The 13,204-nt window shown below is 67.9% G+C and carries 13 protein-coding genes and 6 pseudogenes; 8 read left to right on the plus strand and 11 right to left on the minus strand.

Annotation, left to right across the window (positions count from 1 at the left end; translation table 11 throughout):
* Positions 1-144: 144 nt before the first annotated feature.
* Positions 145-405, minus strand: a pseudogene (locus tag OG747_RS49660) (ISAzo13 family transposase); the annotation flags it as partial.
* On the opposite strand from OG747_RS49660, the pseudogene OG747_RS49665 reads away from it, so the two are divergent.
* Positions 396-626 (plus strand): annotated as a pseudogene (locus OG747_RS49665) (AAA family ATPase); the annotation flags it as partial. The pseudogenes OG747_RS49660 and OG747_RS49665 overlap by 10 nt on opposite strands.
* An 18-nt stretch (positions 627-644) precedes the next feature.
* Here OG747_RS49665 and OG747_RS49670 read toward each other — a convergent pair.
* Complete coding sequence (locus OG747_RS49670) at positions 645-1,229, minus strand: GNAT family N-acetyltransferase (RefSeq protein WP_331765081.1); 585 nt, start codon at positions 1,227-1,229, stop codon at positions 645-647.
* 212 nt (positions 1,230-1,441) lie between these two features.
* On the opposite strand from OG747_RS49670, the gene OG747_RS49675 reads away from it, so the two are divergent.
* The gene (locus tag OG747_RS49675; RefSeq protein WP_331745026.1) at positions 1,442-2,311 is read left to right on the plus strand and encodes a transposase family protein; all 870 of its coding nucleotides are present in this window, start codon (positions 1,442-1,444) and stop codon (positions 2,309-2,311) included.
* A 345-nt stretch (positions 2,312-2,656) separates the two neighbouring features.
* Positions 2,657-2,944, plus strand: a pseudogene (locus OG747_RS49680) (transposase); the annotation flags it as partial.
* A 12-nt stretch (positions 2,945-2,956) separates the two neighbouring features.
* Here the strand turns inward: OG747_RS49680 and OG747_RS49685 are convergent.
* The 3 genes from OG747_RS49685 to OG747_RS49695 form a co-directional block, all read right to left on the minus strand.
* Positions 2,957-3,394 carry a transposase domain-containing protein gene (locus OG747_RS49685; protein WP_331744159.1) on the minus strand — a complete coding sequence of 146 codons (438 nt, stop codon included), beginning with the start codon at positions 3,392-3,394 and terminating at the stop codon, positions 2,957-2,959.
* 310 nt (positions 3,395-3,704) lie between these two features.
* Positions 3,705-4,055 carry an antibiotic biosynthesis monooxygenase family protein gene (locus OG747_RS49690; protein WP_331744156.1) on the minus strand — a complete coding sequence of 117 codons (351 nt, stop codon included), beginning with the start codon at positions 4,053-4,055 and terminating at the stop codon, positions 3,705-3,707.
* Positions 4,056-4,932: 877 nt separating this feature from the next.
* Complete coding sequence (locus OG747_RS49695) at positions 4,933-5,355, minus strand: transposase (protein ID WP_331744152.1); 423 nt, start codon at positions 5,353-5,355, stop codon at positions 4,933-4,935.
* Between the two features lie 107 nt (positions 5,356-5,462).
* Between OG747_RS49695 and OG747_RS49700 the strand changes: the two genes are divergently transcribed.
* Entirely contained in the window at positions 5,463-6,302 is an 840-nt protein-coding gene (locus OG747_RS49700) for a class I SAM-dependent methyltransferase (protein ID WP_331744149.1), read from the plus strand.
* A 186-nt stretch (positions 6,303-6,488) separates the two neighbouring features.
* On the opposite strand, the gene OG747_RS49705 is transcribed toward OG747_RS49700, so the two are convergent.
* Positions 6,489-6,659: a hypothetical protein gene (locus OG747_RS49705; protein ID WP_331745108.1), complete on the minus strand. Its 171-nt coding sequence runs from the start codon at positions 6,657-6,659 to the stop codon at positions 6,489-6,491.
* A gap of 359 nt (positions 6,660-7,018) precedes the next feature.
* Here OG747_RS49705 and OG747_RS49710 point away from each other — a divergent pair, with 359 nt between their 5' ends.
* Positions 7,019-7,870, plus strand: coding sequence for an arylamine N-acetyltransferase (locus OG747_RS49710; protein ID WP_331744147.1), 852 nt, complete (start codon positions 7,019-7,021; stop codon positions 7,868-7,870).
* 140 nt (positions 7,871-8,010) lie between these two features.
* Here OG747_RS49710 and OG747_RS49715 read toward each other — a convergent pair.
* Both OG747_RS49715 and OG747_RS49720 read right to left on the minus strand, forming a co-directional pair.
* Positions 8,011-8,175: pseudogene (locus tag OG747_RS49715) on the minus strand (N-acetyltransferase); the annotation flags it as partial.
* Between the two features lie 10 nt (positions 8,176-8,185).
* A pseudogene (locus OG747_RS49720) lies at positions 8,186-9,188 on the minus strand (IS5 family transposase).
* Positions 9,189-9,548: 360 nt separating this feature from the next.
* Here OG747_RS49720 and OG747_RS49725 point away from each other — a divergent pair.
* On the plus strand, positions 9,549-10,097 hold the full coding sequence (locus OG747_RS49725; RefSeq protein WP_331744145.1) for a DUF1062 domain-containing protein: 549 nt from the start codon (positions 9,549-9,551) through the stop codon (positions 10,095-10,097).
* Between the two features lie 196 nt (positions 10,098-10,293).
* On the opposite strand, the pseudogene OG747_RS49730 reads toward OG747_RS49725, so the two are convergent.
* Positions 10,294-10,744: pseudogene (locus tag OG747_RS49730) on the minus strand (hypothetical protein); the annotation flags it as partial.
* An 8-nt stretch (positions 10,745-10,752) separates the two neighbouring features.
* On the opposite strand from OG747_RS49730, the gene OG747_RS49735 reads away from it, so the two are divergent.
* Both OG747_RS49735 and OG747_RS49740 read left to right on the plus strand, forming a co-directional pair.
* Positions 10,753-11,031, plus strand: a complete 279-nt coding sequence (locus OG747_RS49735) for a hypothetical protein (protein ID WP_405886304.1) — start codon at positions 10,753-10,755, stop codon at positions 11,029-11,031.
* 58 nt (positions 11,032-11,089) lie between these two features.
* Complete coding sequence (locus tag OG747_RS49740) at positions 11,090-11,680, plus strand: DUF4158 domain-containing protein (RefSeq protein ID WP_405886542.1); 591 nt, start codon at positions 11,090-11,092, stop codon at positions 11,678-11,680.
* On the opposite strand, the gene OG747_RS49745 is transcribed toward OG747_RS49740, so the two are convergent.
* Together OG747_RS49745 and OG747_RS49750 are read right to left on the minus strand one after the other, a co-directional pair.
* Entirely contained in the window at positions 11,565-12,275 is a 711-nt protein-coding gene (locus OG747_RS49745) for a hypothetical protein (protein ID WP_331744141.1), read from the minus strand. The two genes, OG747_RS49740 and OG747_RS49745, sit on opposite strands and share 116 nt — an antisense overlap.
* On the minus strand, positions 12,272-13,198 hold the full coding sequence (locus OG747_RS49750) for a hypothetical protein (RefSeq protein WP_405886306.1): 927 nt from the start codon (positions 13,196-13,198) through the stop codon (positions 12,272-12,274). The genes OG747_RS49745 and OG747_RS49750 overlap by 4 nt, the downstream gene beginning before the upstream one ends.
* Positions 13,199-13,204 lie beyond the last annotated feature (6 nt).

A 13,204-nucleotide genomic window follows, 5' to 3' on the forward strand; every position in this document is an offset into this window, starting at 1 on the left:
CACGCCCCGCCACCACACCAACGAACACCATCTGAGCTGGTCACGCTTCCGTAGACGCAGCCAGGCCCGAGCCCGCCGCTCCCACTACAAACGTCGAGGCCACAACCCCCAGATGCGGTTGCAGTACTAAGGGCTTGCAGATCTTTAACACGTCGTCTTGATCTTGTTGCTGGGTCTGTCGGTCTGGGTGAGGACCCGAGCCTGGAGGGCTGCGAGAGCTACGGGTGGGGTCGTCGCGGGAGCGATGACGATGCCGTGTGCCTTGAGCAGTCTCCGGTTCTTCAGGAGTGTGCGGTGCATGGCGGTCCGGCTGCTGCCGAACAGTACGGCGAGAGGTTCTGCGGCAAGGGCGACCCGCGGGTGGAGCACGGTGGCCAGGACTTGTTCGGGGAAGGACCAGCGAGGAGACCCCGTCCTACCTCACCCACCACCTGTCCCTGGCCGGACGCTCGGACACGCTGTTCACCGACGATGCGATCACCCTGATCCACGACACCTCACGCGGCTGTCCCCGCGCGGTCAACAACCTCGCCGTCCAGTCCCTGCTGTCCGCCTACGCCGACGGCAAGTCCATCGTCGACGAGACCAGCGCCAGAGCCGCCGTCGCCGAAGTCACCGCCGAATGACCAGCATCCTCACCCCGGTCAGACGTCACCTTGGACACGCGCATGCAGATGCTCGTCATGCCAGCCGTCCGAGTGCAGCAGGGCGCTTCGCATCACGCCTTCCAGAGCGAACCCCGCTTTCGTCGCCACCCGGCAGGAAGCGGCGTTGGCGACGGAGTGGGTGATCCGGAGGCGATGCAAACCCAATTCGTCCAGCGCCCACCGACTGACACGGACAACGGCGTCGACCATGGCGCCGCGACCCCGGCCGACCGGAAGGAGCCAGTACAGGAACTCAGCGCTGCCGCCAGCAAGATCGAAGTCGGCCAGACCGATCAGGCCCACGGGGCTGCCGCCCCGGGGCTCGGCAATCGCCCAGATCGCAGCCTCCTCGGTCCGCCAGCGCTTCTCCCACCGCGCGATCCGGTCGCGGGCGTCATCCAGGGACAGGTGTCCAGGCCGGTTCCACTGCTGAACGTCCGGGTCCTGGCATGAGTCCACCAGGACCTTGGCGTCAGCAGGTGACCACGGGCACAACTCAAGGCCGCTGGCCAGGCCAAACACGGGCTGATCGGTCTGGCTCATCCAGCCCGAGGGCACAACAGCAGGTATCGGAACGATCATCTAAGCATCATGCCAAAGCTCCACTGGGATGATCGGCACCCCGAGCATCCCAGTGAGATCTTCTCGGCAACGTGACGGTTGCGGTGCGTGACAGTGCGAGGGGCTGGTGTCCCGCGGGGTGACCTGGCGTCAGATAGACGGGAAACCCCTGGTAGGAACAGGTCTGCCAAGATCAAGTTCCGTACAACCAGAGGCTCCACGCGCCTTCCAGTATCACCTACACCGCTGTACTCGATGTCCGCAGGGAGACCGCCGAGACGCCGGCCCGGCTCCTGCGCGAGCACCGCGGCCGACTCGGAACCCGCAAGAACACCCGCTCTCCGGGCGTCTTCAAGCAGGCCGTGCCCGTGCTGCGATGGTTCATCGACGGCGCGCGACTGTCCCAACTCGCCCGGGACAACGGGATATCGCTCCCCACTGCCTACCGCTACCTCCACAAGGGGCTGACCACACTGGCCCATCACGCCCCGGACCTGTCCACCGTGCCGGAGCGTGCCGCTGCCGCCGGATACACCCATCTCAACCTCGACGGCACCATCATCCGCACCGACCGTGTCGCCGCACCCGGCCCCAACGGCGCCGACCTCTGGTGGTCCGGAAAACACAAACACCACGGCGGCAACGTCCAGGTCATCTCCGCGCCGGACGGCCGGCCGCTGTGGGTCTCGCCCGTCCGCCCCGGCCGCGAACACGACACCACCTGCGCACGCACCCACGGACTGCTCGCCGCACTCAACCGCCTCGCGACCATCCTGGACATCCCCACCCTGACCGACCTCGGCCACGAGAACGCCGGCCCCGGCTTCCGGCACCCGGTCAAGAAGCCCCGAGGCCGCGAACTCACCACCAGGCACAAGACGTTCAACCAGGTCATCCGCGGCATCCACGGTGCCGCCGAACGAGCCAACGCCCTGCTCAAGGCCACCTTCAAGGCCCTGCGCCGGGTCAGCCTCGACCCTGGCAGCATCACACGCATCGCCCGCGCGGCCCTCGTCCTGCTCCAGCTCGAAACCGGACGTGGCCTACGTGGAAGCCGAGTACTTCGGCGGTGTCGGCGAGCAACACGCTGCCGTCTGGGCTGATGGAGCCGTCGTACTGGGACCACTCCACGTACCGGAGGGTCAGCCCTTCGGATCCGCCGGCAGCCCGATCTCGCAGGCCCTCCGGAGGCTGGGTGTGGTGGCAGATGCAGCCACGGACGAGTTCGCAACCGTGGAGCTGGATCGCCATCGGCACAGCGAGGTCTGGATTGCTTAGGCGGCGACTTCCGGATTCCTGCAGCGATGGGCAGGATGCAGGATCCGCTCGCGGAATCTGCCCATAACTGCGAGAACTCGCCGCCGTCGCCTAACCGTGCCAAGCCTGTGCACTTGCGGCAATGCGGTCGCTACGGGTCCTGCCGAACCCGCTGGAACTGGGCCCTGACCGCCTTCGCCGCCTTCCCCATCTCCCACTGGAAAAAGATCCAGTCCTCGAATCCCCTGGAACGGATCAACCGCGAGATCAAGCGCCGCACCGACGTCGTGCAGGTCTTCCCCAACCCGGCAGCGCTCGAACGGCTGGTCACCGCCGTGCTCAGCGACATGCACGACGAATGGATCGCCTTCCCCCGCCGCTACCTGTCCGAAGGCAGCATGACGGCCATCTACGCCGCCGAACACGCCGACCACACCACCCATGCACTCCCCAACACCCCGAACGCTACGGACGATTGATCGCCTACACCATCACAGGGGACGTGACCTCGTGCCGTCCACGGCCACCAGGCGCAAGCCCCGGTAGAAGGTGCAGGACTGGCCGCGGTCGGCGACCGGTCCGGACACAATCGTGAACAGGCGGCGCAGCGGTGCGCTGCCCAGACGGCGCCGGGCCCGTGACAGCGACGAGGCACACGGGCGCGCCACGGGCACGGCGTCGAATCCGGCCGTGAGCTTGTCCCACACCGCCCGGTAGGACGACCGCTCGAAGAAGGCGAAGGCGAGCACGAAGTACACCACGACGCGCGCCGGCAGCAGCCGCAGTCTCCGCTCCCGCGCACCCGTGTCCTCGAGTACCGCATCAACCAGTTCGGGGTCGATGATCTGCGTCAGCTCGCCCAGATGGCCGGGCGCGTATACATCCGGGGTTACCGCGCAAGACTGGATGCTGACAGACTTTTGCGACAACGGGACCTCCAGATCGCTCGTTCCATGGCTCGACACCACGGGGACTACCAGAGGTCCCGCCGTCTTGACAGAGCGCGCGCAGCCCAAACGCAACGGTGTTGCCGCCACGTGGTGTAGCCGATCAAGTACTCGGAATGCGCAGGTCATCGCCGCATTGACGCGATTCGGGGCCGCCAATGGCACTGACGGTAGGTCAGCCGATCTCAACGCGGGGACCGTTGCCCATCAGGTGGCAGACGCGCGGCTTACCGGAACGCGTCGAGCAAGGTCGCTTACACCACGAAGCGGGACACGACCTACAGCTGCCGTGTCATACGTCGATCTGCTCGAAGATGTGCGGGTACGACACGATGTCGTCGGGGAACCCGGCCGCCATGCGCTGGAACTCCGGGCTGCCGAACGCCGTGGCGAGCGCCTCGGTCGACTCCCAGACCGCGACGTTCATCAGAAGTTGACTGTCCGCCGTTCCCTTGTGCATCTGCAGGGAGACGAATCCCGGCTGAGCCTTCATGAACTCGGCCTGCCTCCGAAAGAGGGTCAGGAACGCTTCAGTCCTCTCCTTCGGGACGAAGAAGGTGTTGGCCAGGACGATGGGCCCGGTCTTCTCCTTGAACTGCGCGAACATCGGCGTAATCGGGTCCAGGCTCTGCAGCTTGGCCATTTTCGGTACTTCCTCTCGCTATCGGTTGTCCCACGGCACCGAGGCCGGCCACCGCCGTACTGGATCCGGCGACGCTCACGAAGCTCGCTTGTCCGTGCGGGTACTGCTTTCTGGGGACCGTTCCATCGTCCCGGCGTAAGCGGGCCGTGAAGTCAGCCGCAGTTCCCGTTCCTATGGGCGACTTCGGTCGGACCGCGTGAAGCCGTGCCATACCTGGGGATGACACCGGACCCTGAGGGGGCGCGGGCTCGCGGCCGACACGGGCGGAGGTGAAATTCCGTCAATCCCACGCAGTGACGTCATTTCCCGTGAACATCTCCGCTGCCGCCGAGCGCCGAGCGACTCCCGAACTGGTGGAGAAACGCTGTCGTTTGAAGTGGACGAAGCCAGCCGAGCGGCGTGCTGCCGGAGAGGCGGGGGTATCGGCGGCGGGGGAGCTGTCAGAGAGCCGTCTGGAGGCACTGGATGCGATCGATCCGGCGTGGTGCCCGGCCTGGGGCATCGACTGGCAGCGCGGCTTCCACCTCACCCTCGCCCACGTACGGTCCGGCGGGGCGCTGCCCGTACGGGCGGGCGAGGTGCTCGTGCAGGCAGGACCTCGGAGCCTGGACGGTCGCGCAGCGGGTCGGCTGGGATGCGCTGACGCCCGCGCAGCAGTGGCTGCTCGAAAGCGTCCTTGGACTTGAGCCCGCCGGCGAGGCGGAGCAGCCGCCTGCGCGCCGGACGCAAGCCGGCCGGTGGGCCGGCCATCGCACTGCGGCTCATCAGTTCCACGCCCGCGAGGGGCACTTGAACGTGCCGCGCAAGCACGTCGGTGACTGGATAGCTGCCCCTGCTCGGGGCATGCCTGATCTCCGGTCGGCGGGACCGGTGGAGATCAGGTGGTGGCGGGCGTCCAGGGTCTGCCTCGCATGGCCTGGCTGAGGGCGTCGAGCATGTTCTGGCCGTGACGGTCGGCGGTGGCCAGGTAGGTCCGGATCGCGGCGAAGTCCTGGGCCCCGCGCAGGGTCCGCAGGCTCCCGGACACCTTGATCCGCAGTTTCGCCATCCTGATCGTCTGCTCGGCCGGGTTGTTGTCGAAGGACAGGTCCAGGTCGTGGACCCAGCGCAGGTAGCCGTCCCAGCGGCTGTGCAGTCGCTTGAAGAGCGCGTTGTGCTTGCACTCGGTCTTCGAGGAGCGTGCGACCGTGGCCTCGACCCCGTCGCGGACCGCCGCCCGCAACGCCTTGAGCTCCCCGGCCTTGACCCGGTCGGCGACCCCCTCTACGCCCGTGACGCGGGCCGCGTCGGCGGTCCTCAAGGCGGAGTAGTACAGTCCGTTGCCTGCCCTTGGGCGGTGGTCAGGGCTCGGCCGTCAGGGCTCTACGGAGCCGATCGAGAAGCCGCCTCGTTGACGAGGAGAGAGTCATGATGACAGCGAAGCCGTCCGGGGTCTGGGCCACGGCCGTCGGGGTCGCCCGGGTCCGGGCACGCGAGACCCGGCGCGAGAACCCCTTGTTCCTGGACCCGCTCGCGGAGGCATTCGCCGCCGCCGGCGGCCTGCCGGTGGACGGGGAGCCGCCACGCGCGCCCGTGGACGACGCGGCCCGGCGGCGCTGGGGCGCGGTCGCGTTCTCGATCGTGGTCCGCACCCGCTTCCTCGACGAGCTGCTGCGCGACGCGGCCGACGCGGGCTGCCGCCAGGTGGTCCTGCTCGGCGCCGGCATGGACAGCCGGGCCTACCGGCTCGACTGGCCGTCGGGGACCCGCTTGTTCGAGATCGACACGGCGGAGCCGCTGGGCTTCAAGGAGTCGGTGCTCCGGGCCGAGCGGGCCGAGCCCCGCTGCGAGCGGATCACCGTACCGGTCGACCTACGCGAGGACTGGCCCGGTGCCCTGGCCGCTGCCGGGCACGATCCGGCGCTACCCACGGTGTGGATCGCCGAGGGCCTGCTGATCTACCTGCCGCAGGATGCGGTCGAACGCCTGCTCGGGCAGGTGGGGGAGCTGTCCGCGACCGGCAGCCGGATGGGCCTGACGCTAAGTCAACCCGGTGTCGTCGAGCGCTTCGCGCAGGACACCGGCACCGCGGCGTCGATGTGGGTCTCTGAGATGCCGCCCGACCCGGTCGCCTGGCTGGCCGGTCTCGGGTGGGACGCCCGCGCGTACACCCTGCGTGAACGCGCGGCGGCGTACGGACGCCCGGTCACGGCGCCCGAGGAGCAGCCGCCGAGGCACGGCGGCCTGATCTCTGCGGCACGCCGCTGAGCACGGCGCACGTCCGAGCACGGCACTGGATAGCTGCGACAGCAGCGACACGATCATCACGACAGCATCCCAGCCACCACCGACAACCACGGCCCCTCTGCTCACCTGCAGCGATGACTTTGCGTGGCTGGATAGCTGCCCCTGCTCGGGGCATGCTTGCTCTTCGGTCGGCGGGACCGGTGGAGATCAGGTGGTGGCGGGCGTCCAGGGTCTGCCTCGCATGGCCTGGCTGAGGACGTCGAGCATGTTCTGGCCGTGACGGTCGGCGGTGGCCAGGTAGGTCCGGATCGCGGCGAAGTCCTGGGCCCCGCGCAGGGTCCGCAGGCTCCCGGACACCTTGATCCGCAGTTTCGCCATCCTGGCGGCGGGTGTGGTAAGCGGAGGCGACCGCGCCGCCGCGCGAGCGGCACGGCGAGCCGGGCTGCGCGTCACACTTCGCACAGGCGTGCTGTTCGACGTCGTCGGCATCCGACCGGTCGGCTGGGGAAGGGCGTTGAGGGTCCGTCACGGGCCCGGATTTTCGCACAATGCAAGTCTCAGAACGGGGTCCGTTCCGCTTTTAAGTGAGAACAGGTTCTGAGAACCGATCCGGGTTCCGGAGGATTCTCCCTGCCTTTGAATGATCTCGCTCGGACAAAGGACCGTTTGTGCGAGTCCCTGGCCGCCTATAAAGGCCCAGTCTATAGTGATCATTCGTTCGAACGGTGAGGGGGAGCATGATCGACGTCGACGGGTATCTGGCCGTGCTGGGGGTGGCCCGACCGACGGCTCCGACCGCCGAGGCGTTGTGGGCGCTGCACCGTGCGCAGGTGGAACGGGTCGCCTACGAGACCCTCGACAACCAGCTCGAACGCCCGACGGGCATCAGCGCCGAGGAATCCGTGACCCGGATCCTGCGCGGGCGCGGCGGCTACTGCTTCCACCTCAACGGGGCCTTCGCCGCGCTGCTGACGGCCCTCGGCTACGACGTGACCCTGCATCGGGCCGGAGTGCAGGACGAGGTCGAGGACCCCGCGGGCCCAGGCGGTGACCATCTCGCACTCACCGTGGGGCTCGACGGCGAGCGGTGGCTGGTCGACACAGGGCTCGCCGGCGGCATGTACGAGCCGCTGCCGCTGCGCGAAGGCACGTACACCCAGGGGCCGTTCACCTATGCCATGGCCCCGTCGGCGGTGGTTCCCGGCGGCTGGCGGTTCACCCACGACCCCCGTGGCGCCTTCACGGCGATGGTCTTCGCGCCCGAGCCCGTGGAGCTGTCCTCCTTCGCCGCGGAGCACCACCGGCTGTCTTCTTCCCCCGAGTCCGGATTCGTCAGGGTTCTCCAGGTCCAGCTCCGCGACGCCAAGGGCGTGGACATGCTGCGCGGCTGCGTGCTGCGCCGGATCGACGCCGAAGGCACGCACGAGCGGATCATCGACGCGGTCGCCGAGTGGTACGACGTACTGGCCGATGTGTTCCATCTGAACCTGGCCGATGTCGACGCCTCCGCGCGGGCCCGGCTGTGGCACCGCGTCCGCGCCGAACACCGGGAGTGGGAGGCTGCGAGACAGCGTGTAACCACGCTCTGACGGCAGGTGCGGGACGAGCGGGACGAACTCGCCGTCCCCGACTGAGCATCACGCATCTGGACTGGGAGCCATCTGGGAGCCAACCCGCTCCCATAGCCCCTTCGGGACCGCTTGAGAGCGCCGTGAGTCAGCGCACTGACCAGGACGAGCCGCGGGTCCTTCCAACCGGGTGAGATCGGCCGCCACGGCCCGGCCTCGGCCCGCGCGGAGTTGACCACGTCGTCGTAGAGCTCGGTCCGCAGAGTGGGGATGTCGTCGTCGTGCCGGGCCCTCAGCCCGATCTTGCTGCCCTTTAGGGCGCGTATCTGGTTTTGATCAAGGGGTGGCCCGCGCGAGCTCCTTGATCCAGATCATCGAGCCGCGCAGGTGGACTCCGGCGAGGTAGCTCTTGGGTGTCTTGTCGTAGCGGGTGGCGATGCCTCTCCACGCCTTGAGCTTGTTGATCAGACGCTCGACTGTGTTCCGCTCTTTGTAGAGCGCGGTGTCGTGGCTGACGGGCCGGCCGCCCCGGCTGCCCTTCTTCTTGCGGTTGGCGGCCTGGTCCTTCTTCTCCGGGATGACCGCCTTGATGCGTCGTTTGCGCAGGTAGGAGCGATTGCCGCGGGACGAGTAGGCCTTGTCGCCGGCAGCAGCGTCGGGCCGGGTCCGGGGGCGGCCGACCGGCCCGGGCACCCGGACTTTCTTGAGTACCGGGATGAACTGCGGGCTGTCCGCCGCCTGGCCGGCGGTCAGGACGAAGACCAGCGGGCGGCACTTGCGGTCGGCGGCGACGTGAATCTTGCCGGTCTGCCCGCCCCTCGAGCGTCCGAGCAGGGCTGCTTTCAGGCGGGCCTTGTGCCGGCGCCGGATACGTCGCCGTTCCTCCCGCTCGGGATCAGCTAAAGCACCCTGCCCGTCTTGTCCTTCCGGACTGCCCCCTTTGGCGGGCATTCTCCTCCTCGGCGGCCGCCTTCTCCAAGGCGGCCATGACCTCTTGGCCGAGGTGCATCCCGGCAGCGTCGTGGTGAGCCCGGGCGGTGGTGGAATCCACACTGACCAGGGACAAGTCCACCTCACCCCGCTTCGCGGCCTCCGCGATCATCCCCTCCAGAAGCGCCTCGAAGACCCCGGCGTCCCGCCACTGCCGGAACCGGTTGGACACAGTCGTCCAGGCGCCGAACTCACTCGGCACCTCACGCCACTGCGCACCCGCCCTGAACCGCCAGATCACTCCCTCGAACTGCTGCCGCAGCCGCTCCGGGTACGGACCGCGCTCGCCGACCGGCAGGTACGGCTCGATCAACGCCCACTCGGCATCAGTCAGTTGCGCACGCGTCATACACGACGATCTACCGGATCCACCCCACCGCGCGGGCCAGATCCGGCAGATTGATCGAAACCAGATACGCGCCCTAGCATGCGGGCTTCCTATCGACTTGGCTCGCCTACGGCAAACGAATATATGGATAGCCCGAGTTGACGCGGTGGCGGCGGCAGCAGTCGTTGGGCGAGACGCCCGAAAACCGGTGGCACGGCCCCGTTGCGCGTCATTACCGTGCTGTCGGACCAAGTCGTCGAGGCGAGGAAGAGCCCTTGTACACCCTGTGAGACCTCCCAAGCGCTGATTCGTCGCGCGTCGCGCACTGCGCGCCGTGCTGCTTCTTGCTGCGGACTTTCTCACTGAAACCGGTGTACTTCTTTGCTCACCAACTGGGTGGTCACACCCACCTGCCTGCCCATCGTTCTCCGCCGTTGCCACACGTGCGCTTCCGGACGCTTCCGGACAAGCGGCAAGTTCCGTGTCAACGCCAACCACAAGCTCATCGACGCCTGGCTCCTCGCGCTCTGTTCCAACTGTGGGGACACCACGAAGATCACGGTCCTGGAGCGCATGAACGTCCGCTCCGTACGGCCTGATCTGCTGGAGCGGATGCACGACAACGATCCCGGTCTGGCAGCCGAGTTGCTGCAGGATCCGGTCGTGCGGCGCCGTAACCGCATCGTCCTCGACTGGGTCGGAGCCTGGCGTCTCGACACGGGCAGAACGGATCACTTGGACCACGAGGTGATCGATATCTCGGTCCGCTTCGCGGCGCGGATTCCTGTCCGGCCGGTGCGGCTGATCGCCGAAGGGTTCGGTCTGTCACGGACCGAGGTCGAGAGGCTGATCACGGAGGGCGCACTCGTCTCGGCCGTGCGGCTGAGCGGCAAACGCTCCGGCGACTTCACCTTCCTGCTCAAGCGCTGAGCCCGGTCGGGGCCAGGGCCTGTTCGGCGGGACCCGCCGGACAGGCCCTGGCCCCCGCCTCACAGCAGACCGTCCAGCCGTCGCACAGACGAGTGGCCGCCCATGCGCCGACGGGCAACGAGGGCTGCCTCCCAGCGGTCTGTGAGGCCGACCAGAAGGCGTCTGCACACCAGGGGTCACATGGGCATACCGCGCGGAGACGCTCGGGGTGGTTGAGGACGCTGGACACCGTGCCGGTGGATACGTCGGCGCGACGAGCGACGCCGGCGAGCTTCGCGCCGCCGTGACCGGTGCGTGCGGCTCCTTGGCCCCGGAACACGTAGGTCTTCCCATGGCACGAGCACCACGGCGACGAACTCCTCGTCGCGCCCGGCCAGGAGCGCGGCACGGCTCGGCGATCAGAAGGGCGCGCCAAGGGGATCGGTGATGACCTTCTCCGGTCCCCGGTCACGGGATCGGCCGGCTCGTTTTCCGCGCCGTCTGCGGCGGGCTGCCGGGTTGGACGCGTTCAGACCCGCGTCGATGGCGTGCTCGAGGATCAGGTGCAGGGTCGAGCGCCAGGTTTTCACGCTGGACGCCGCGTACAAGGACCACTCTGCCTTCTCCCGGCGCTCGACGTCCGAGCGGAGTATCCCCAGGAGCCCCACCTGACCGCGTGGATGGGCTCCCGCCTCGCCCCGGCGACCTGGTGGTGGACGCGGGCGCTCACACCGTCTACTTCACGGTGCTGGCCTCCCGGCTCGTCGGGCCCGCCGGCCGCGTCGTCGCCATCGAGCCGTTCCCTGTCGTCCACCAGGCGCTGACGGCAATCCTCGCGGCCAACGGGCGCGGCAACGGCCGCGCTTCTACCAGGTCGCCCCGTCCCTCCCGGGCACTTCGGCGATACCCGCGCCCGCCGTACACCAGCGCCCCTACCTTGCAGCCCGAAAGCTGATCACGGGGCGTGCGGAAGGGGCCTAGCTGTGGGGCGGGATCTGGGTCTGGATGGGGTGGTGGACCACTTCACCCTGTCCAGCGACGAGTCGGGCTGGTTACGGAACAAGACCGGCGCCACGAGGCTGGGCTTCGCCGTTCAACTCAAGTTCTTGACCTGGCGCGGCCTTCCCAGGATGCGCCTGGAGCTGCCGCCCGACGCGGTCGAGAACGTCGCCAAACAGGTCGACGTCGCCGCGTCCGAACTGGCCTTCTACGACTTCACCTCCCGCGCAGCCAAGCGGCACCGCAGCGAGCTGCGGGATCTAACCGGCTGGCACGAGTGCACCAAGACCGACCAGGTCAAGCTCGTCTCGCACCTGGTGGACGTGATCTGGCACGACGAACGCCGCGAGGAGCAGGTACGGGCCGAGTTGCTTCGGCATGCACCAGGCCGACGAGCGCACCGTCGCCGAGGTCGCCGCCCGCCTCGCGCGGGCGAAGGACTGCACCCGCCGCCTGGACGCGCTGGTCTTCACCGACCGGTGTGTTCCGTCAGGCGGCCGGACGGAGCACTCGTGCCGCCAGCAACGCCTCGACGAGAGCCGCCTTCTCCTCGTCGGTCAGCTCGCCGGGCAGTTCCCGAACATAGAACACTCCGGTCTGCGTGATGAACTCCAGTGCGGGGTGAGCGAGGTCGTTGACCGACAGGACGAGGTCGCCCGCGTCGTCGCGCAGATCGCATTGGCCGTCGTGCCGGGAGATGGACACCTTCGTGGTCGCGTCGCGGAAGACCCGTCGGGATGCCGTGACGTTGCGTGTGTCGTACCAGACAGCAGGCAGGGTCTCGCCGAACATGGTTTCGTAGCGCGCCTTGAACTCGTCGAAGGTCATTTGCTCGCAATGCCCAGTCGAGGGCCGTTGCGGTGCGTTGTTGGGGCTGTGTGGAACGTAGCGGCCGAAGAAGCGCTGGCAGAAGTCCATGTACTCGGCGGTGTAGAGGATGAATTGGTGCCAGGCTTCGTCGACCCGTACCGAGTACATCTCGCAGATCACGTCCGGATCCGACTGGGACAGGACGATGAATCGCTTCGCCTCGGTAAAGAGCCACTCGGCTTCGTCGACCGTGTCGACGAAGTGGTCCTTCACGAGCTTCTCGATGACGTAGGGCGCCTCGAAACCGACGGCATCCAGGGCCGACCCGGTCGGTTCGGGTCGCTCGGTCGGTGTGCGGTCCAACGGTTGGTGCGGGGCCAGGTTCGTCATGGTTGTGTGTTCCTCGTAAACAGGCCGGACTCCTCGAGCGCCTCGGCGATCACCTGCCGCTCGTCCTCGTACAGATTTCCCGGCAACTGACGTAGGTCAAAGACATTGGTTCGTGCGGCGAAGGCGAGCGCGTCGCGGGCCACCCTGCTCATGGCCAGCTCCTCCACCCAACCCTCGGGCGTCTCCACGCCCAGCCGGACGAGGCCGCTTTCCTCGTCGTCCCGATGGCTCATCGCCAGATCCGGGTGGGTGCGGACGAGCATCCAAGAATGGTCGCCGCGTCCTGCGACCGCGTCGCCGCCGCGAAGCCGCTCGATGAATCGCCGGGTCGCCGCAGTGCCGGCCCGATGGCAGCGGTTCAGCAGGATGCCGGCCTGGGGAGAGTCGACCGAGGCCAGCAACTGCGCCACCTGGCGGACGACGATCTGTCGTTGCCGAGCAGCCAGCACCCCGTCGTATGGATGGCCACGATCGGCCAGCACCCGGGCCACGAACTCGTCGAGGATGGGCAGCGACCGTTCCTCATCGACCAGCCGTTCCCCGTCCCGAGGGCTGATGACGTGGAACGACAGCGACCACCGGTCTGTGCTGTTGCTCGGTTTGTGGATGCACGGCTCGTAGATGAAGCCGGCGCGTCCCGCCGACGCTTCGAACCGGTTCTTCGGGACCAGCGTCCGACTGCGGTAGGACTCCTCGCGGTCGTAGGTCAGCACCTCAAGTTCGTTGCGGCACACGGCGGTGATGGTCCACGCGGTGTGCTCGTGCGGGCCGGGCTCGCTGCCGGGTCGCCAGTAGCCGAAGGCGAACCGGATGCCGAGATCGGGCATGGTGAAGAACGGGGTTAGCCCTCGCCGGGGCACTCCGCTCTCGACCAGGTCCACTTCATGGGCCATACAGTCAACGAGGAACTCGTCGTCGCCCACGGCGGC

Origin of the sequence: Streptomyces sp. NBC_01384, from assembly GCF_045040035.1 — a bacterium.
Lineage (GTDB): Bacteria > Actinomycetota > Actinomycetes > Streptomycetales > Streptomycetaceae > Streptomyces.